This window comes from Megasphaera sueciensis, assembly GCF_050219315.1.
Lineage (GTDB): Bacteria > Bacillota > Negativicutes > Veillonellales > Megasphaeraceae > Megasphaera_A > Megasphaera_A sueciensis.
This window is the reverse complement of record NZ_CP116939.1, coordinates 59,135-78,619: the sequence shown is the minus strand read 5'-3', so window position 1 is coordinate 78,619 and position 19,485 is coordinate 59,135. Positions and strand designations below refer to the sequence as shown.

The following is a 19,485-nucleotide window of genomic DNA, read 5'->3' as shown; positions in this document are numbered from 1 at the left end:
TGCTAAAAAATATAAAAGCCTGTTCTATCACATGCTGCTGTGGTAGAACAGGCGGAGATTTGCTCCTTATTTAAAATTACTCATTTGGGTCTTTATCTTCAGTAAAATCCGGTGTTTGCGCTTGTTAACACCTTTCTGACTCATACCGGTGACCCGTCCGATTTCGGCTTCGCTATGACCGGTGCCATACATATCCATAATCGTGCGGTCAAGTTCTTCCAACCCGTCCAGCACCTTGTGTAGTTCGTCAATCAGCATTTTCTTCATAACATCCGCTTCAAGATCGGAAGTATCAGCAACTTCATATTCGGTTTCCCCGTACATTTTATCCAGTGATGCCATCGGCTCCTGCCTCTGCTTCCGTTTATCTGCTCTCCAAAGCGGACGCATATATTCATAATATTGTTCTTTGGTTGCTGGAACCATAATAACTTTCTTCGGTTTATTCCCGATTTTCGTCCAAACTACATCCGCCGGATCAATACCGAAATCCCTGACGGTTTCCGGTGTTACCTCCATTGGGATGTAATACTGCCTGTTTTCACTGCTTGTCTGTATATTTTCGTTCTTTTTCATTTTGTGTCCTTTCCGCCTGGATAAGCGGTCGGGATACAAAAAGGAGTCGATGGATTTATGCCCACCGACTCCTTCACCTAAAATGGCATGACAAGGTACGGTAGGTACATCATCGGTTTGTCCACAGTCAAGCTGTGTTCAAACGTCCTATGTATCCCGCCGCCTTAATGCGCATCTCAGGCTATGAGATATTATTTGTGTCTAACATATTTCTGGATGTGGATAGGCTGTTTCTTCTAATTTTTTACTATCCACCATTTCTAACAAAATATTTTTTGCTTATTTTTTTGTCAGAGTTTTATCTCCTTTCTACAGAAATTCTTTTACTTCGCAAAGATTTTTGATATAATAAAATGTATAAACTTCTGGAACAGACCCGGTATCTATTGGGTCAATTAAATTGTAACAAATTAGTAACTTTAAAAATCGGACTGACTGGACGATTCCGGACGCTTTCGGACTAGGCAACAAACGTATACATGTTTATTACAGGAGGTGCCGTGTTTTGAAATTTTCTGACTATGCTCAAGGCCTTTACCCATATTGTTCTAATGGAATGCGTGAACCAGCTTTTTTCACTGCACTGATTGGTAATTTTATCCAAGATGCTACAATGGATGCTTGCAAAATTCTCCAGAGGGAAGAAGACACTCGGTATCGATACATAAAAGGAATTCGTAATATTCAAATAAAAGATGCCAAGTACATTTATCACCATCGAGATATGGACAAATTTTCTGATTGGATTGATGATCGGATGGGCGAATCCGATTCTTATGAAGCTGTTGATAAGTGGCTGAATGATTGCCAAATAGCACATGACAAGTGTTATATAGCAAAGGCGTGTTCAACACTTCTGGAAACAATACTTTTGGAAATAATACAAGGCAGTGGTGCTTCATCTGGTAACTCTACAAATTCTGAATATGATTTTGCACTCATAGATGAAATTAACAAAAAAATAAAGTCGCTCCCTCAACCGGTTAAAGTACCGGTGCCAAAGGAAGCGACTCCTGAAGAACATGATTATATAAATGAACTATATTGTGCTTATGGAGATGCTGAAGGCAAAAACAATTTTACAAAATCTGATTTATCCATTTATCCTGAATATAAAGAAGATCTTGCTGATAGGCGTATTGATTTTTATGCTGCAGAATCTATTCATCGTGGCGTAATGGAATTAGGGAACGGCGGCCTTGCAAATCAGTTTGATGTACTAAAAGAGGAAACATATGATGGCGTAAAGGATACGGCAAAACGCACACATTCAAATGGATACGAACGTATGCTTGCCGTTATGGAACAAGCAGTGAATGTAACCGTTAAAAGCTATGTACTCAGTGAATCACCATATTGGATCAGTGGAAAAATTAAGAAAGGAGTCTGCCATCAATTGGTTAACGATGGCAGACTTAAGTGGGTAAAAAAGAAAAATGAATAAAAAAGCTGTACTTGGTTCCCCATTTGAAATGTCACTCCGCATCCTTCTTATGCTGAATGAAATAAAGAATATTGAATGTGATTTGCAAATAATATGTGCTATTGATTTTATTGCTGTATATGCCGCTGACTTTAATCTCCTGGATGAAAATCTACACGGATATGGTAATTATCGTTTTAGTGAATACCCTGCCAGGAAAAATCTTGTTACATCCGCGCTAAAGATTCTTGTCCTTAATGGTACAATTGCATTTTTTGCAAATAAAAATGGTTTCACGTATAAGATTACGACAACGGGAAGAAAGGTATGTCACGACTTAACTGATTCATATTCAAATGAATATCGCATTGCTGTTAGGTCAGTTTGTAAAAGATATGACATATCAAATGACGCAGCCATGCTGAATGATATTAACAAGCATACCATCTGCTCTTTGCAGGAGGACAAAAATGAATAGATTCTATATTGATAAAATAGTTGTATCTGGCACAGGCCATTCTAATTCTCTTATAAATTTTAAACCTGGACTAAATTTTATTGTTGGGCCATCAAACACTGGAAAAAGCTTAATAATGGATTGTATCGACTATGTGTTCGGGTTTACGCCAAAATCAGATCGCCCATCAAAAATAGTTGACAACAATAATGGATATGAAAAAATAACACTTTATTTAAAAACAGCTTCAGGAATAGTTATTCTTGAACGGAAAATCGGTGATACAAAGATTGCCGTTAGTGGTTCAGATTCTACCATAGAACACGGTGTTTATAGTACAAGCAACGCAGCAAAGAAAAATATCAGCTCTATTTTTCTTCACCTACTTGGGATTGATGAACCACATAAAATTTTATCCAGTCAGGCTGGTAATACGCAATCTTTAACATGGAGAAGTATATTACATTTATTTTTTATGCGGCAACCAGACATTGCAAGGGAATCTTCTTCTCTTATGGCACCTGGCGGTTATAGTAAAACCGCATCACCGGCAGCATTACTATATTTACTAACTGGTCAAGATGCAGATAATCTTGAAAAAGTTGAAAATCCGGAAATAAGCAAGGCCAAAAATCAAGCATTAGCATATTATATTCGTGATAAGATTGATCGTTTAACTAAACGACGTGAAGAATTAGAAGAAATCATTTCTAATACCGAAACTTCAAATTCTCAAGAAGCAATAGAAAAAATTCATAAAGAAATCAATAGCATACAAGAAAAGCTGGACGATGCTGCAAGCGAAAGTAAAAACCTCATGTCACAAATATATGCTCAAAACAGCAAATTGTCTGAATGTAATACTGTGATACATAATTTTTCTGTATTACGAAGGCAGTATCAATCCGATATAAAACGACTTGGGTTTATTGTTGATGGAAAAATAAGCTTATCTACATTATCCTCAACAAAACACTGCCCCTTCTGTAATAGTGAAATGAAGTCAACACCAAATCCACAGTACATTATTGCATCATCTGCTGAACTTGATAAAATCAAAGACCATCTTACCGAACTTACAAAAGCTCAGCGAGATATTGATAAACAAAAACAAGCAACCATTGATAATATTAAAAATCTTGAACTGCAAAAGGGACAAATTGATACCCTTATAACCGAACAACTTCGTCCACAATTATTAACATTCAAAAAACATCTCGAAAATCATTTACAATTAATGAGGTTTACTGGTGAACTTGAAGTAGTTAATCAAAACGAAATACAATATAAAAGTGAACTTTTTGAAAAAGAAACAGAAGAAATACCAGAAAATCCTAAATACAATATTTCCAGTTATTATAGCTATGATATTGTGAATGGCTTTGAAAAAAAACTCATAGAAATATTGAGTGCTTCCAAAGTCGGTGGCGCTACAACTGCAAGACTTAATATGACAAATTTTGATATTGAGATCTGTGGCTTAAAAAAGGCATCTTCTATGGGAGGCGGTTTTTGTGGAATTTTGAACACTATTACCGCCCTTGCAATGAGTGGCTATCTAATTGAATCTGAAGGCAAGGCACCCGGTTTTTTCGCAGCTGATTCACCTTTAACACAACTATCTGAAGCTGAGTATATAGAACAACAAAATACGATCAAGATGAATTTTATCCAATATCTCATTAATCATGCTTGCGAACGACAGGTTATTATCATTGAACAGAAGAAACGTATGCCATTTATTCCTAAAGATGATGATAAAAAACAAATCCATGTTATTGAATTTTCCAGAAATAAGGAATCCGGACGATATGGATTTCTAAACGATGTTTATAACTCGGAGGATGAACAATCAATTGAAACGTAATTTAATGAAATAATAGGAGAAGAAACATGTATATTAGCTATGAAAAATTATGGCACATTTTACTTAATAGGCACATGACCCGCGAAATTCTGCGAAAGGAATGCAAAATCAGCTCCAATACCATTGCAAAGCTTGGCAAGGGACAAAATGTAACAACAGATGTTCTTTTGAAAATATGTAAGTATCTAGACTGCAAATTAGAAGATATTATGGAAATAATCAAAGAGTGATGGAGGTACTAGGTGTCAAACATTATTACCCTTGGCAAGAACACAAAATCTGTTCAGTACCTATGTCGAAAAGATAAACGATTAGCAAAAGTAATTTCAATGGTAGGAAATATTACCTATATACCATATGAAGATGGATTTGCATTTTTAATACATGAAATTATTGAACAGATGCTATCAATAAAAGCTGGACAGAAAATTTATGATCGACTCGAACAATTATGTAACGGAGTTATCACACCGTCCGCTATTAGCGTCCTAAGAAATAATGATATTAGAAATACCGGGACATCAAGTTCCAAGGTTTGCTATATCAAAAATATAGCAAATATAATAATAGATGGTTCTCTAGTGCTTGAAAATCTAAACAATTTATCTGACTTGCAAGTCATAAAGGAACTTACAACATTGAAAGGGATTGGTAATTGGACAGCAAAAATGTATCTAATTTTTGTTCTTAATCGTGCTAATATTCTTCCATTTGAAGATGTTGCATTCTTACAATCATATCAGTGGTTGTATAAAATATCTGAGTTCAGTTCGGTTAATGTTAAAAAACGCTGTAAAAAATGGGAACCATACTCATCTATTGCATCCAGATACATGTACCAAGCATTAGATCTTGGTCTAACTAAAAACGAATTTCACCTATTTAAGTAAAGGGGATTAAAAACTTGGCTACAAAAGGGAATAAGAAAACAAATTTAGAGGCAAACGATGCTTTTTTACAATATGAAGAAGAGATTGTCAATAATCCTGCTTATAACGGTATGCCCGACCTAAGATATAGTGATGGCTCTATCCAATGGGAGGCTCCATCAAATAGAAGTTCTGGAGAATTTCAGTTTTCTCATGATAAAAGGTATCAGTGGTGGATAAAAAAAGCCGCTGAAGTTGGAATTAGTACTGATGAAGATAAATGGATTAGTAAGGTTGCAAAACGAATTCACCCTACTAAGTTACATCCTTGTAAAGTATGTGGGCGAGTAATGGATATTCGCTATTGCTACCTTTCTGCAAACTTTATAAAACGTGTCCAGAAATTACCTTTTTATGACGGCTCTGTTACAATGAATGAAATTACACATATTATTGATTTTATTTCATCATTTGTTGATACCTATGGTGAAAAAGCCTATGCTTCATTACCAAATTTGTTAAAATGTGTCCAAGTTAAACAAGTTCCGGTACTCCCGAACAATTTGATCTCATGGACTTCATGGATTGAAAATGAGTATATTCCAAAAGAGCCAAGTATGTTAGGCCCGGGAACGATGTCTAATCCACCAGACCGTTTGGATGGTTTCCACACATATAATCGTTGTTGTAGACGTAAAGCAGATAAAGGTCGATCAAAGGAAAACCTTGCTTCTTATTCTACAGATAGACGTGCGTTTGAAAATTGGAGCGACGGAAACTGGATAACCGCCAATAAACTGATGGGATTCATCAACTCAAACATTGAAATGAAACAACAGTATTGCGCAAATAATGGTAATGGTCAAAAGCATCCTCGTCCGTGTAGCGCAGATCATATTGGACCTATTTCTTTGGGTTTTTGCCATAGGCCAGAATTTCAATTATTATGCACCCCATGTAACAGCGCCAAAAACAACCGTATGTATTATTCCGATATTCAACATCTCATATCTATAGAAAAAACTGGCATCACTGTTACAACATGGTATGCGGAACCTATTTGGAATAACTGCAAATTTAAAGTAAATGATAAAGAATCGGCGCTAAGATTAAGTCGTATGATGCGAGACAATCGTAATATTGCGCTAATGTTGCTACATGACTTTATGGAGAACGGGGAATATCTGTTCTTACTCACGCTTCTTAATCTCCAATATGCAGATTTTGAATATAGTATAATACCTGAAAGCATAAAAATAAAAAAACAAATTGTCACCGTGGATTTCTTACAAAAGTCAAGCACCTTAAAATATGTCAATATTCAAAAAACCAGAAAAATACGAGTAGCATTTTCAGCTTTGAGTGATTATTCCAAAAAAGAGAATCGAAACGGATATATGTATACAAATACTAAAATTGAAGCTTTAAAGAATGAGGCTTTGATATTGTTAAACAGAGTTAATCCAATCCAAAAGGCTTGGAATAGACAGTTGATTTCTGCGTTATTAGAAGAAACCGCTGAAACTGCGATCGATAGTTTTCTTACTCAAATCAACTATACTTCCATCGCTTCATATTCTGTTTACTTGCAAGTCAAAGAGCTGTTAAAACAGATTATGGTACTCATTGCAAAAGAACTCTCATCAAAATGGGATGATCCGCGCTACGCAAGAGAAATTGATGAAACAAATAAAATCACCAATCAATAAACAACTGTCTTTATTTTAAATATAGCTGTCTAAATATTCTTCTGGCGAAATCTCTCCACGTATAAATTTTTGAAACGATGTGGCGGCAGGGTGAAGATACTCCTTTGTGCTTCCATCCTCAGCATGTGCAATTGGAGGTAAATCTCCAATTGCATCCTTAACACCAATTACCGGCGGCAAGAGTCCTACCTGCCCATTCTTATAAACAGCTGTTTTGGGTACCAAATTAAACTCATCAACAAGAACATTGTTTCCCCCCAAGATTATTACCCTTTCTCTTCGTTGAGGAATTCCAAAATCGGCGGCATTAATCTTGTTGATTTTAATCTTATCTACACAAGTTTCCAAGTCTGTCCGAATCATTTCAAAAAATCGCCCACCATCAAGATTTATTATGCCCTTTACATTTTCAAAAACAAAACCATCTGGTTGAATGTTTTTCACAATTTTGACATAAGATTTAAACAACCAATTTCGCATATCACTAGCGCCACGCCTAGTATTTGCAGTAGAAAACCCCTGACAAGGTGGCCCACCAAGGACAAATAAAGGTAATTCTGGATGCGCATTTTTTGCTTTTAATGCGACATTTATTATTGTATTAAACACTGTTTCAGAATTAATATCTCCACAAATTACGTTCTTTCCCATATTTATTTTATGGGTTTCCACTGCGTATTTATCAATATCGTTTGCAATAATAGGATTCCAACCAGCCCAAATAAAGCCTAATGCAAGTCCCCCAGCACCACAAAACAAATCGACGAATTGACCTTTAAAAGGAATTGCTTTTGCAATTTGATATGCCAACAGGACAGGCACAGCATTACCAATCTGATTATTTATGGCACTACTTGATCCCCTAAATTCAAACGAATCAGGAAATGTTTGTAATCTTGCAGCTTCTCTTTGAGATAATGTTCGATCTTGTTCATAATGTATATTACAGCCATTTCCTGGACGATTAAAATATGTATTAATTGTATATGCTGGCATATTGGGTCGTAACCTTCCATAATATGTCGATCTGCTACCTTTTCCTGCTTTATAACTTTCTCTAATTTGAACAAGTCTTTGAGATGGCACACTTTCTGGAATGTCTTTCCAGTTTCCTCCTTGTGGCACACACTTTACAACTTGCATATCCAAATTACTTAGTTTAGCAGCATAATGATTATAAATCATGTTTCACTCCTTAATAATACTGTTTTGCTATTGTCTTGAGTTCAATTATTTCATTGTTTGAAAAATCAAATCGACTTACTATAGCAAAAAACTGTTTTTCAGTAAGTGCATATAGTTTAGCAACATATACCTCAATTTCCCATTCTACATTTTTCCCTATCATCCGATTATCAACTAATTTCTGAAGTTTTTTTTCTTTTGTCAAATAAGGAACATGCAATTGTTTAATAACTCCGGCTGACACATGATTGCTAACCAAATGACTTCTTGCTTGAAATTCAAAAACCATTGAATTCATAACTGCCAGAAGGATTTTCAACAACCCGTTTTTTCTTTCATCCATGTTGCAAATCGCACCAAGTGAATTTCCAACAATATGACCAGGTGGCAGAATAGTTGCTTTCATTCGTCTTTTTTGTGAATTACGTGAAACATCTCTCCATACAATTTTCCAACCTTTTATTGTATTGGGCGGAACTACCTTTTCTTCATTTAGAAATAGTCCATCAGCTTGAAATTGGTACCTATCTACCATATACCCCTTAGCAAATCCTATTTTACCATAACCACTTAACTTTTCAGTGACTCTTGTTTCGTCAAGTTCTCGAACAAAAGTAAAATCGTTTTCTGTACAAAAATCAAGTACTGTTGGTAATTTTTCTAAATGCCGCAAAATATTGAACATACCAAATCCAGTTTCGAGTGGCAAAGTATATTGATTCCTTTTCACATATTCAAATTCATCTTTATCAAGTATTTTCGTTTCATAATTATGTTCAAGACCAAAAATCTTAGTCGTAAAAAATGTATCTGTTTTTCCCGTTCCTATTACTGCAGTTACACTTGAAACATCCGCGGGACCATATAGTTTCAATTCTGCCGGATAATATGATATTGAATATATGCGATGCTCATCAAAAATCCACTTTCTTAGTGTAACCGATACCTGATCATTGAACAAAGATGCCGGAGAAACCAATCCGCAAATACCCTTAGGTGCCATCAATCTCAATAATACTTCCGCGCCTGTTCTCCCAAGATTTGTACCCCATTTTCCGAATTTCCTTGTTGGTTGCGAAAGTGGAAACTCTGATTTAATATAAGTATCATATAATGCTACTGACTTTTTGTACTCATTGATTTCTTGTAGTGTGCATCTGTCATGAAATATTTTTTGTGGCTTCAACAAACACCATGGTGGATTCGTAATACAAATATCAAATTTTTTCTCTTCCGAAGCGTACAAAACATAGGCATCTACATTTTCTGTATTCACAATTGCATCCAGTGATGTTTCCTTAATAATATTTTTAATCTCGTTTCCAGCTTTTTCTACCGCAACTTGATCAATATCCCACAATACAATTTCGAGTGAAACCGTTTTAAAAACATCTATATCTGCTATTTTCAAGAGTAGTAATTTTATTAATCTTCCATCCCCACAAAATGGATCAATTATTCGAATTCGATTACTTCCGATAGGAAATTCATATTGGGACAACAAATCTGTTATCAGGCGCTTTGCGATAGACAAGTCCGTATAAAATTTCCCAAGCATTTTACTATTCTCAAAATCTGATTTTACAAATTTGTTTATAAACTCATAATACTGATTGCTGAAAATACGCAATTTCATCACACTCGCAGCATCCATTCAATTCCTCCTATATACTTTATTCGTATTTCTGCTACTGATATGATTAAGCACATACTTAGATAGCACTTTTCCCGCTCCTAACCCACAAATCAAGTTCGCTTCGTTTGAATTTCCAAAGTTTGCCAATTTTATGCGCCGGAATATCAGTTTTTTTAATCCAAGTTCGTACTGTTTCTTTTTTTACTCCAAGATAATGTGCAGCTTCATCCAGTCCAATCCAATTATCCACAACACTTTGTTCCATAATCACACCCCGTTCTGAATCTACATAAAATTTCTAAAGACATCATACCATTTTTTCATTTTATTATCAACTTTCATATATGTTTTATATGTATTTTATAATATTTAAAAATTCAATATGGGTTAATTTGTGTAGTCACGGCTTATAAAACTGGATCTTTCTGTTAAAAAAACTATACGTTATATTCAATAGTATGTAATCCATTTTGTTTTATCTTTTTAACGATTTATTCGCTATCGTTAATTCCGTATTCATTTTCAGTTCAAAATACAAATTAAAATTTATTCCATTCACTGTATTGCGGGCATAAAAAAAGAATCAGCTCATTGAGCCAGTTCACAAACTCGCCATATCTGATGCGTTCTTTTGCTATGCACACTTTTTGTTGTTTTGTATCAATCCCAACGTCATTACGTCAACTAACAGTAAGTGTGTCCCCGTAATACAAAAAGAGTCTTTGTTTATTTCAAAGGCTCTTTTTAAATTCTTTTCTCGCTGCTGCTTAGTAAGATGCCATTGCGCCTCTGTAGAACGAACCCGTTCAAGCAAGTCTTTCCAACATCCATACCGTTCCACCCAGGGACGAAAAATAACTTCAGTCTGATTATACCCTCTTTTATACATACGCCGTGTCGATAAAGGCACCGGAACGACAGCATCTATTCTAGCAAACCTATCCTGCCAGGGAAATGCATCCAATATATACTGACAACCTTTTTCATATTTTAAAGCGCGACTGTATTTCAAGGCACGCAATATTTTTTTCATATCCCCACTGTAAGAGGTTAACGCATAGCATCCATCCAATTTTCCCGCTTTATGACTGCCGCTGATCATGCGCGGCTGCCAGATTTTGGCGAAACAAGGAGGACACCAGTTTCCATGCACCTCCACAGAACAGCCACATCCAGGACATCGAGGCGGATATACTAAATCAAGGAGAACACAGCCCATACGTTTTAACATAACTCTTCCTCTCGCAAACGCTGTGCCAGCAAAGTGAACCTACGACTTGTGCGCACATTTTCCACAGCCAGCCGCAAGGCCTTTTTAGTACCGACTAGAATAACTTTTCGTTTGGCCCGCGTCACGGCCGTATAGAACAAATTACGCTGCAGCATAATAGCATGACTATTTACCAGTGCCATTATAACGGTATGATATTCGCTGCCTTGACTTTTATGGACCGTCACCGCATAGGCCAATGTAATTTCCTCTACTTCCCGTCCTTCGTATTTTACATCCTGTTCGGGATAACGCACGTGGATCATATCTTGCTGAATAGCATATATTTCCCCTATGTCACCATTAAAGACACCTTTATCATAATCATTTTTTTTCTGCATCACTTTATCTCCTACACGAAAAAAAATGCTTCCGTTTTTATATTCTTGCTTTTCCGGAGCTGCCCCGTTCGTTTGTTCTTGGATCAATTGGTTTAAATGATCCACTCCGCACTCCTGCCGATACATGGGAGATAAAACTTGCACGGAAAACTTATCCCCCGTTTGCTTGATTTCTTGTGCATAAAGCTTACTAATCAAAACAGCACCCGATTTTTCATCAGCAATTTCCAAAAACTGAAATTCTCCGCCTATATCTACTACAGGCAGCCGTCCACGATTAATTAAATGAGCGTTCGTCACAATACGACCGCCATCTTTTTGACGAAAAACCGTCTGTAATCGCACAACAGGAACCACTTCAGACCGTATAATGTCATGCAATATCGCTCCCGCTCCAACGGAAGGCAGCTGATCTGCATCCCCAACAAGTATACAGCGGCATTCAGGACGCAAGGCATTCATCAAGTGATACATCAGTTCCAAATCAAGCATAGACACCTCATCAACAATAACTAAATCTGCCGGGAGTGGATTGGCTTCATTATGATCAAATATCTGCTTCGTTCCAACATATCCGCCAGGCCCGAGCAAACGATGAATTGTCAAGGCCTCCCGATTCGTCGTCTCCGTAAGCCGCTTAGCCGCTCTTCCCGTGGGTGCACATAACATAATCCGCAATCCTTCCTGTTCAGCTAATCGAATGATAGTCTGTATGATAGTTGTTTTTCCAGTTCCCGGACCGCCTGTAATAACCATAATTCCTGTTTCTAAAGATTGCTCGACTGCCTGTATTTGCTCATCTGCCAGCTTAAATTTACAATCCTGCTGCCAACGCTCTAAAAATAATGCCACATGGGATGTTGTCTGTAAGGGTGCCATTTCCGTCATCTCTATAATATGACGGGCTGCTTCTACTTCTTCTGTATACGCTTCCTCTGTATAGACATATGTAACGCCGCCATAATAGGACGTAATGAGTTGTCCCATTTGAATTGAATTATTAAGTATTTCCCGCAGCACTACTTCCTCAGCCCTCAAAATTGCAGCGGCTCGATGGACCAGTTCATTATCCGGCACGCATACATGTCCACTTTGGGTCATATCGTATAAAACATAAATAAGGCCTGCTGCCAGCCGCTCCTCTGACAATGGATTCATTCCGAAAGCCAAGGCAATCTGATCTGCCGTTTTAAATCCAATGCCATCCACTTCACGAACCATGCGATATGGTTCATGAATCAGAACATAGTTCGCTTCTTCACCATATACTTGCAATAACCGCCCGGCAAAACGCCCGGATATACCATGTGTTTCCAATGCAAGAGCCAATTCATTTACTTTCTTCTCCTCATAAAAAGAGTCTGTAAGCATCGCTAATTTTTTATTGCCGATTCCTTCTATTTGAAGTAATTTCTGCGGTTCTTGTTCAATGATGCGAATCGTCTCTTTTCCAAAGACGTCAACAATGCGCTGTGCCAATGCCGGACCTATTCCATTTACGGTGCGGGAAGACAAAAAACGTATAATGCCTTCTTCCGTATCAGGTACCATGCGTTGCCAAAAAGATGCAGAAAATTGACGGCCGTATCTTTTATGCACCACATAGTGTCCTTTGATTTCCAACCGCTCTCCAACCAGCGGTTTAAGTCCTTTTCCCATAATAGTGAGATTGGAATCATTTTCATCTATGCGTATCCGAAAAATAAGAAAATCGGAATCCGGTGCCTGAAATATAATGGATTCCACACTTCCTCTTATTATTTCCTCATTCTCCATCATATCACCGTTCCATTCGCTTCCGTTCATACTTTTTGCTCTCATTCATAATACAAGTATATATCTGCTTAATATGGGGTATCAACTTTTCATTTTTTATACGTATTGCAATTTTATCCAGCACGGCAATTTCCCGCTTAGGATCATATACATCCATATGATGTAGTTCTTTATATTCCGCCACACGTGCTACGATAGCCATACGCTGCTCCAATAACTGCGTCAATTTTTTATCAATGACGTCGATTTGTTCGCGACACTCCTCCAATTCCATAGCAATCCTCCTGCATCACACTAATTTACCCGCCTGAGGCGGCTGCACAGCAACATTATTGTATATAAACCAAACTAATGCGGCAATAAGCACCACCGTTCCTAATATACGAGTATATGAAGAACGAGAGACATAATCATACCTCGTTCTATTCTTTTTTTCAGTTATTCGATATTGAATTTCCATTCCTTTATTAAGAAAGCGGAAATGCTCTTCTACTCTATTCCTGAAAAAAATACCATTAAAATTAATTGTCACAACAGTTTTGATATCAGAGGTCAATATTCTGGCAGTTTGGATCAGCCATTCTTGCAGATGATCTAAAAAAGCTTTGTCTGACAATGCACTGCCAAATGCAAAGAAATTAATTTCTGCTTCATTGATTCCATTTTTAATTTCCACTTTTAAAAATGGATATTGTTCCTGCAGTGTATCTATCATTTTCTCCACATCCCGGCGTTGTTCACCAACAAGTTCATATAAAACCGTCGGATTTACCGATGCAATCGATATATCTCCGGATACAGTCACTCGATATTTACCGTAATATTCACATATTCTTCTTCTTATATTCAATACAGGATTCCTCCTCTTAACTTAACCCCCGATAGTAATACGGACAATTTCCCGCATCAAAATAAACATCATTATAGCAATACGGACATTCAGCCATATCAATTTTTTGGCAGTTTTGTCCCACAATTAGGGCAATATGATGCAGAAACATCTATTTTAGCCCCACATTGCCGACAATATTTCCAATCATTCGAACTGTTGAGCAATGTTTTTTCTTCCCCAGGATTCATGACCGCAGTTCCGCCGTCCAATCGGTCCATACGCTGTTCCATGTGATTCATACGGGCATTCATCGCCGTCTCAGATACAGTAATACGTTCTTTCATGCGATCCTTTTCCATACTGGTGCGTCGTATTGCCTGATCTACCGTCAAATCACGCATAATTGCTAAAATAATAGCAGAAATAATAGGACTGATAAGCAACGCAATAATAAACCAAGCAACAGCGCTGCGTCCACGGTGGCTGGCATAGTATCCTACTAATATACAAAGTCCCAAATATAACAATGCAGACATCATTTTCACCTCATTACTATAAACATAATCTCATTATACGGCACTTCCATGCATTTTTCAATTTAAGAGACTCGTATTTAATATGGTACAAGATAAATACATTATTGTTCATTGTAATCATTTCATAATTTCGTTATAATATACGAGTAAGACTATCGTGTTCTTAACATTAACAAAAGGTTGTGGTTTGATATGAACGAAGAAAAGCAAGGCTTACGTCGGAGTCTCAAAGCGCGGCACATGAATATGATTGCTATCGGCGGCGCTATTGGGACCGGACTTTTTGTTGCCGGCGGGGAAACAGTCAGTAAAGCCGGCCCTGGTGGTGCGTTAGTAGCCTATATTTTTATCGGCGTTATGGTGTACTTCCTTATGACCAGCTTAGGCGAAATGGCTTCCTATTTACCAGTCAGCGGGTCTTTTGAAACCTATGCGAATCGTTATGTAGATAGGTCTCTGGGATTTGCTTTAGGCTGGAATTATTGGTTTAACTGGGCTATTACGGTTGCCGCCGAATTGGTAGCCGGTGCACTTATCATGAAATATTGGTTTCCTGATGTACCGGCCGCCGTTTGGAGTGGAATGTTTTTGGCGATCTTATTTATTCTGAATTATTTATCTACCCGCTCATATGGTGAAAGTGAATTTATTTTCGCTGGTATAAAGGTACTTACGGTTCTTGTCTTTCTTGTTGTAGGAACATTGCTTATCTTAGGATTCGGGCCTACCCCATCACCGGGTTTTATGAATTGGACTATCGGCGATGCCCCATTTGTCGGTGGTGTCACTTCCATGTTGGGAATTTTTATGGTTGCCGGTTTTTCCTTTCAGGGAACAGAAATGATTGGTATTGCCGCAGGAGAAAGCGAAGATCCCGAAAAAAACGTTCCTCGTGCCGTTCATTCTATATTTTGGCGTATTCTTATTTTCTATTTAGGAGCTTTTACCGTTATAGGTTTCCTTATTCCTTATACAGATCCCAATCTGCTAAACACAGAAATAGAAAATATATCCATCAGTCCTTTCACCCTTGTTTTCCAACGATTTGGATTTGCTGCCGCAGCTTCTATCATGAATGCAGTTATATTAACCGCAGTCCTTTCTGCCGGCAATTCCGGCCTATATGTATCTACACGTATGTTATATGCTATGGCCGAAACAGGACAAGCTCCCAAATGTTTTCTTACGCTGAATAAACGAGGTGTCCCGACAAATGCACTTTTTGCTACCGTCATCTTTGGATTTGCTGCATTTCTCACCTCTCTGATCGGCGAAGGCACTGCCTACAACTGGCTGGTCAATATCAGCGGCATGGCCGGTTTCATTACTTGGATCGGTATCGCTATTTGCCATTATCGCTTCCGCCGAGCATTTAAAGCACAAGGAAAGGATTTAAGCGTATTACCTTATAAAGCTTCTCTTTTCCCCTTTGGACCTATTCTGGCTCTTATCTTGTGCATTATTGTCACTGCCGGCCAAAATTATTCAGCTTTCATAGGTCCTTCTATCGACTGGTATGGTGCCAGCGTAGCTTACATCGGAATTCCTGTATTTCTAGCTGTTTTCATTTGGCATAAATTAAAACATCACACCCAATTAATTCCTTTAAAAGAAGTTGATTTATCAAAACATACCGACTAAACTAAGAAGAACAGTAAAAACATTGACTTGTTGAATATAAAAAATACAAAACCAGTACTAAAAATGATTTTATTTCATTCTTGGTACTGGTTTTCTCTTACACATTTTTCTTACTATGCTGTTATAAACTACAATGTTTCCAAAAGTTTATGCAAGAGGTTGCGAAGCTCTTGTATTTCATCCTGCGAAAGTTTGACACAAGTACCCATTTTTCCTGGAATATCTCTCGCCTCCTGGCGCAAATCGCTTCCAGTTTGTGTCAAGGTTACCATAACATTTCGCTCATCCGCAGGGAGACGAGATCGCTTTAAATATCCTTTTGATTCTAACTTTTTAAGCAACGGCGTCAAGGTTCCCGAATCCAAATACAAGCAATCTCCCAATTCTTTAATATTGATTTCTCGTTTTTCCCATAAAACCATCATGGTAATATATTGTGTATATGTCAAGTCTAATTTTTTCAGATAGGGCCTATAGTGTTTAACAACTTCCTTAGATGCTGCATATAAAGGAAAACAAAGTTGATTGCAAAGTTTCAATTGCTCATATGTTTGTAAAGTTTGTTGTTCTTCATGCTGTGTCACATGCGTTGCCTTCAATCCAATTTTTCTTTGATAAATTGTAGAAGTTGTTCTTTAGGAGCAAATCCAACTTGCTTTCCAACGGATTTCCCTTCTTTAAAAACAAACAACGCTGGTACACTTTGAATTTCTAATTGTGCTGCTAAGGCAGGTGCTTCATCTACATCCACATTGAAAAAGCTTACGTTTCCTTTCATATCTTCGGCAACTTCTTCTAACACAGGAGCCAGCCTTTTACAATGTCCACACCAAGTCGCTGAAAAATCGACTACCGCCGCTTTGCTATTAAGTACTTCATTAAATTCATTTTGAGAAATTTTTTTAATCATCATAATTACCTCCTAAAATAATTATCTACTTGTGCCGATTTCGATCTACATAAGATACAGCCGAAAGAGCAGCCACATTCCCCTCACCAGCTGCTTTACTATATTGATAAGGGCGTCCCGTAATATCGCCGCATGCAAAACAGCCTTTCATAACTGTCTCCATTTGACGATTTACAGCAACATAACCGCTCTCCGTTGTTAATCCTGGAACCAATTGATCAGGTGCGACACTTTCACGTAAAATAAATACTCCATCGACCTCATACACAGCATCCTCAGTTTGAAGCTGAGAAACTTTAGATGTACCAGCAATACTCACAGGTATTTCATGAACAACTGTAACGGAAGAGGATACATGGATATCCCCCTGATACAAGGGGATATAATATACTTTGGCCGCTATTTCAGCCATAAAATCTACTTCACTTTCTTCAGCCGCACTGTCTGCAATAATTGCAACAACCTTACCTTTGTATAATGGAGCATCACACGTAGCACAATAACTTACTCCCCGCCCCAAAAACAATTTTTCTCCTGCAAAAAAGTGCGTTACTGTCGTACCGGCAGCCAATATAATGCTCGTCGTTTCATACATAGCACCCGCTGCTGTTTGTATTTCAAAATATTCTCCCATATTGTATATGACTGTCGCCTTATCTTCTGTAACAGCAATATTCATTATGCTCAGCTGCTGTTGAAAAACCTTCACCATATCAACACCGCTGTAATTAGGAAGGCCTAAGTAATTTTGAACAATATGTGCTTTTTCCACCTTTTCACTTAAATTTTTTCTTCCTAAAAGCAGTATTTTTTTATTGCGTATCTTAGCAGTAAGTGCCGCCGAAAGTCCGGCAGGACCGGTTCCAATAATACCTATATCATAACGTCCCATATATCATCCTCCTTTTCTTAAGAATGACATCATTAAAAACTAATGTAAAATTAAATTGTGTGCAACTTAATTTCATAATTATTGTACACAATTTATCTTCTTTTGTCAACAGGATACACCTCCCAATGTCACAAAAATATATAGCATTAGGAGGTGTAATTATGTAATATGAAATAAAGTTTTCCTATTCTTTACCAATCAAGTCTTCCCGTAATTAAATATACAAGAAGTCCTTTTTCCGCATGTCTGCGGTTTTCTGCTTCATCAAGAATGGTGTCCAAATGCATATCTATAATTTCCTGAGAAATTTCATATCCCGGATGCATCGGCATATCGTGCATGACCATGGCAGAACTACCTTCCATTAATTCTTTATTAATTTGATAAGGTTCCATCAAATGGACAATCATATTTTTCTTTTCCGTATAGGCAGGATTTGTAAAAAATTCCATATCCACCCATGTATCTGTATATACCGCATCCATATCTACCATAACCTGTTTTAATTTACTTTTATTGATATCAACCGGAAGTTCATGATAATGACCCGTCCTTTTTAAAGCTGCATAAAAATCATCGTCTACATCCATAGCTTGGCTAAATGGGGTTAATCCATACATATCTCCTCCCATTTTCACAACAATTTCGCAAAGAGAATTATAGCTATTATTTTTAGCCCCGATGTAGAGAACTTTCACATCAAAATGACCTGTTTTTTCATAAAGAGTCAGCATATCCGCCAATGCCTGCGTCGGATGAAAAGTATTATCGCAGCCATTAATAACAGGTACTGTAGAATAGCGCATAAAACAACGTGTCATTGCCGCCTTTTTAAAACGACCCATAATGCAGTCTACATTGCGGCCTACATATTTAATTTCACTCATAAGATCTCCAATTGTAAAATTGCTGTCTTTCCACAATTGATTATACGCTTTGCCACCCAATTCCTCCATACCGATTACAAAAGATAGATATGTACGATTTGATGTCTTTTCAAATAATGTATATAATTTTTTTCCATCAAGTATATGTGCATAAGCATCCTGATTTTTCTTGATTTTCTCAGCTAGCAATAAAATTCCCTTAATTTCATCTACCGTGTAATCTGCAAAGCTATTCAAGTGTTTCATAGTTCCCTCCATATATTAAATACATACATCAAATGAAAATCACTCTTGTATCATATCATATATCTGCATTATTTTCAAGTTTTTATGCATATTTTTTTGTAAAAATTTACATATATATTGAATATTTATCACAAATTATACTTTTGAAGTAGACAATGCAATTAAAAGAAAAACCGGCAATCTACGATTGCCGGTTAAAAGGTCAATATTGATCAACCCAAACAGCTTATGCCTTTGTTACGTTAGCTGCCTGCGGTCCACGAGCGCCATCAACGATGTCAAAGTCAACTTCCTGACCTTCTGCCAAGGATTTGAAGCCATCTTCCTGTATAGCGGAAAAATGTACAAATACGTCGCCGCCGTCTTCTCTTTCAATGAAACCATAACCTTTTTCTGCGCTAAACCATTTTACTTTACCGTGCATTACAAATT

General features: G+C 37.2%; 21 protein-coding genes. 7 read left to right on the top strand and 14 right to left on the bottom strand.

All coding sequences use genetic code 11. The features are described 5' to 3' along the window. Positions 1–66: 66 nt before the first annotated feature. Positions 67–576 (bottom strand): sigma-70 family RNA polymerase sigma factor, encoded by a 510-nt coding sequence (locus NXG62_RS00375; RefSeq protein ID WP_427113088.1) that lies wholly within the window; start codon positions 574–576, stop codon positions 67–69. 505 nt (positions 577–1,081) lie between these two features. On the opposite strand from NXG62_RS00375, the gene NXG62_RS00370 reads away from it, so the two are divergent. Genes NXG62_RS00370 through NXG62_RS00345 form a run of 6 tightly spaced genes read left to right on the top strand, consistent with a single transcriptional unit; the run spans position 1,082 to position 6,901 of the window. Then, positions 1,082–2,020, top strand: coding sequence for an ABC-three component system protein (locus NXG62_RS00370; protein WP_427113087.1), 939 nt, complete (start codon positions 1,082–1,084; stop codon positions 2,018–2,020). Then, a complete protein-coding gene (locus NXG62_RS00365; protein WP_427113086.1) occupies positions 2,013–2,477 on the top strand; it encodes an ABC-three component system middle component 2 in 465 nt (154 codons plus the stop codon). Before NXG62_RS00370 ends, NXG62_RS00365 begins: the two co-directional genes overlap by 8 nt. Further along, positions 2,470–4,323 carry an AAA family ATPase gene (locus NXG62_RS00360; RefSeq protein WP_427113085.1) on the top strand — a complete coding sequence of 618 codons (1,854 nt, stop codon included), beginning with the start codon at positions 2,470–2,472 and terminating at the stop codon, positions 4,321–4,323. Before NXG62_RS00365 ends, NXG62_RS00360 begins: the two co-directional genes overlap by 8 nt. A 26-nt stretch (positions 4,324–4,349) precedes the next feature. Then, positions 4,350–4,553, top strand: a complete 204-nt coding sequence (locus tag NXG62_RS00355) for a helix-turn-helix domain-containing protein (RefSeq protein WP_427113084.1) — start codon at positions 4,350–4,352, stop codon at positions 4,551–4,553. 12 nt (positions 4,554–4,565) lie between these two features. Beyond that, positions 4,566–5,213, top strand: a complete 648-nt coding sequence (locus NXG62_RS00350; protein WP_427113083.1) for a DNA-3-methyladenine glycosylase family protein — start codon at positions 4,566–4,568, stop codon at positions 5,211–5,213. Positions 5,214–5,227: 14 nt separating this feature from the next. Further along, entirely contained in the window at positions 5,228–6,901 is a 1,674-nt protein-coding gene (locus NXG62_RS00345) for an Alw26I/Eco31I/Esp3I family type II restriction endonuclease (protein WP_427113082.1), read from the top strand. Between the two features lie 15 nt (positions 6,902–6,916). On the opposite strand, the gene dcm is transcribed toward NXG62_RS00345, so the two are convergent. From dcm to NXG62_RS00305, 8 genes are all read right to left on the bottom strand, one after another. Continuing rightward, a complete protein-coding gene (gene dcm / locus NXG62_RS00340; RefSeq protein WP_427113081.1) occupies positions 6,917–8,086 on the bottom strand; it encodes a DNA (cytosine-5-)-methyltransferase in 1,170 nt (389 codons plus the stop codon). Positions 8,087–8,096: 10 nt separating this feature from the next. Beyond that, positions 8,097–9,740, bottom strand: coding sequence for an Alw26I/Eco31I/Esp3I family type II restriction adenine-specific DNA-methyltransferase (locus NXG62_RS00335; protein WP_427113080.1), 1,644 nt, complete (start codon positions 9,738–9,740; stop codon positions 8,097–8,099). A 58-nt stretch (positions 9,741–9,798) separates the two neighbouring features. After that, positions 9,799–9,987 (bottom strand): helix-turn-helix domain-containing protein, encoded by a 189-nt coding sequence (locus tag NXG62_RS00330; protein ID WP_427113079.1) that lies wholly within the window; start codon positions 9,985–9,987, stop codon positions 9,799–9,801. A 369-nt stretch (positions 9,988–10,356) separates the two neighbouring features. After that, positions 10,357–10,953, bottom strand: coding sequence for a ComF family protein (locus NXG62_RS00325; protein ID WP_427113078.1), 597 nt, complete (start codon positions 10,951–10,953; stop codon positions 10,357–10,359). Further along, positions 10,947–13,139 carry an SF1B family DNA helicase RecD2 gene (gene recD2 / locus NXG62_RS00320; protein WP_427113077.1) on the bottom strand — a complete coding sequence of 731 codons (2,193 nt, stop codon included), beginning with the start codon at positions 13,137–13,139 and terminating at the stop codon, positions 10,947–10,949. Before recD2 ends, NXG62_RS00325 begins: the two co-directional genes overlap by 7 nt. Next, positions 13,114–13,383, bottom strand: a complete 270-nt coding sequence (locus tag NXG62_RS00315) for a chorismate mutase (protein WP_427113076.1) — start codon at positions 13,381–13,383, stop codon at positions 13,114–13,116. Before NXG62_RS00315 ends, recD2 begins: the two co-directional genes overlap by 26 nt. Before the next feature lie 15 nt (positions 13,384–13,398). After that, the gene (locus NXG62_RS00310; protein WP_427113075.1) at positions 13,399–13,959 is read right to left on the bottom strand and encodes a hypothetical protein; all 561 of its coding nucleotides are present in this window, start codon (positions 13,957–13,959) and stop codon (positions 13,399–13,401) included. Between the two features lie 98 nt (positions 13,960–14,057). Continuing rightward, positions 14,058–14,480, bottom strand: a complete 423-nt coding sequence (locus NXG62_RS00305; protein WP_427113074.1) for a zinc ribbon domain-containing protein — start codon at positions 14,478–14,480, stop codon at positions 14,058–14,060. A 189-nt stretch (positions 14,481–14,669) separates the two neighbouring features. On the opposite strand from NXG62_RS00305, the gene NXG62_RS00300 reads away from it, so the two are divergent. Continuing rightward, the gene (locus NXG62_RS00300; protein WP_427113073.1) at positions 14,670–16,118 is read left to right on the top strand and encodes an amino acid permease; all 1,449 of its coding nucleotides are present in this window, start codon (positions 14,670–14,672) and stop codon (positions 16,116–16,118) included. Between the two features lie 128 nt (positions 16,119–16,246). On the opposite strand, the gene NXG62_RS00295 is transcribed toward NXG62_RS00300, so the two are convergent. From NXG62_RS00295 to NXG62_RS00275, 5 genes are all read right to left on the bottom strand, one after another. Next, positions 16,247–16,702, bottom strand: a complete 456-nt coding sequence (locus tag NXG62_RS00295; protein WP_427113072.1) for a MarR family winged helix-turn-helix transcriptional regulator — start codon at positions 16,700–16,702, stop codon at positions 16,247–16,249. A gap of 11 nt (positions 16,703–16,713) precedes the next feature. Further along, entirely contained in the window at positions 16,714–17,031 is a 318-nt protein-coding gene (gene trxA / locus NXG62_RS00290; protein WP_427113071.1) for a thioredoxin, read from the bottom strand. Positions 17,032–17,053: 22 nt separating this feature from the next. After that, on the bottom strand, positions 17,054–17,920 hold the full coding sequence (locus NXG62_RS00285; RefSeq protein WP_322351611.1) for an FAD-dependent oxidoreductase: 867 nt from the start codon (positions 17,918–17,920) through the stop codon (positions 17,054–17,056). A gap of 191 nt (positions 17,921–18,111) precedes the next feature. After that, positions 18,112–19,053 carry a hypothetical protein gene (locus tag NXG62_RS00280; protein ID WP_322351610.1) on the bottom strand — a complete coding sequence of 314 codons (942 nt, stop codon included), beginning with the start codon at positions 19,051–19,053 and terminating at the stop codon, positions 18,112–18,114. Between the two features lie 226 nt (positions 19,054–19,279). Next, positions 19,280–19,477 (bottom strand): cold shock domain-containing protein, encoded by a 198-nt coding sequence (locus tag NXG62_RS00275; protein ID WP_091647217.1) that lies wholly within the window; start codon positions 19,475–19,477, stop codon positions 19,280–19,282. Positions 19,478–19,485 lie beyond the last annotated feature (8 nt).

Bases quoted from the DNA above. Each gene is read 5' to 3' on its own strand.
- NXG62_RS00325 (WP_427113078.1), bottom strand. From the start codon at position 10,953: ATGTTAAAACGTATGGGCTGTGTTCTCCTTGATTTAGTATATCCGCCT.
- NXG62_RS00375 (WP_427113088.1), bottom strand. From the start codon at position 576: ATGAAAAAGAACGAAAATATACAGACAAGCAGTGAAAACAGGCAGTAT.
- NXG62_RS00300 (WP_427113073.1), top strand. From the start codon at position 14,670: ATGAACGAAGAAAAGCAAGGCTTACGTCGGAGTCTCAAAGCGCGGCAC.
- NXG62_RS00285 (WP_322351611.1), bottom strand. From the start codon at position 17,920: ATGGGACGTTATGATATAGGTATTATTGGAACCGGTCCTGCCGGACTT.
- NXG62_RS00275 (WP_091647217.1), bottom strand. From the start codon at position 19,477: ATGCACGGTAAAGTAAAATGGTTTAGCGCAGAAAAAGGTTATGGTTTC.
- NXG62_RS00355 (WP_427113084.1), top strand. From the start codon at position 4,350: ATGTATATTAGCTATGAAAAATTATGGCACATTTTACTTAATAGGCAC.
- NXG62_RS00280 (WP_322351610.1), bottom strand. From the start codon at position 19,053: ATGAAACACTTGAATAGCTTTGCAGATTACACGGTAGATGAAATTAAG.
- NXG62_RS00365 (WP_427113086.1), top strand. From the start codon at position 2,013: ATGAATAAAAAAGCTGTACTTGGTTCCCCATTTGAAATGTCACTCCGC.
- trxA (WP_427113071.1), bottom strand. From the start codon at position 17,031: ATGATGATTAAAAAAATTTCTCAAAATGAATTTAATGAAGTACTTAAT.
- dcm (WP_427113081.1), bottom strand. From the start codon at position 8,086: ATGATTTATAATCATTATGCTGCTAAACTAAGTAATTTGGATATGCAA.
- NXG62_RS00360 (WP_427113085.1), top strand. From the start codon at position 2,470: ATGAATAGATTCTATATTGATAAAATAGTTGTATCTGGCACAGGCCAT.
- NXG62_RS00305 (WP_427113074.1), bottom strand. From the start codon at position 14,480: ATGATGTCTGCATTGTTATATTTGGGACTTTGTATATTAGTAGGATAC.
- recD2 (WP_427113077.1), bottom strand. From the start codon at position 13,139: ATGAACGGAAGCGAATGGAACGGTGATATGATGGAGAATGAGGAAATA.
- NXG62_RS00315 (WP_427113076.1), bottom strand. From the start codon at position 13,383: ATGGAATTGGAGGAGTGTCGCGAACAAATCGACGTCATTGATAAAAAA.
- NXG62_RS00335 (WP_427113080.1), bottom strand. From the start codon at position 9,740: ATGGATGCTGCGAGTGTGATGAAATTGCGTATTTTCAGCAATCAGTAT.
- NXG62_RS00330 (WP_427113079.1), bottom strand. From the start codon at position 9,987: ATGGAACAAAGTGTTGTGGATAATTGGATTGGACTGGATGAAGCTGCA.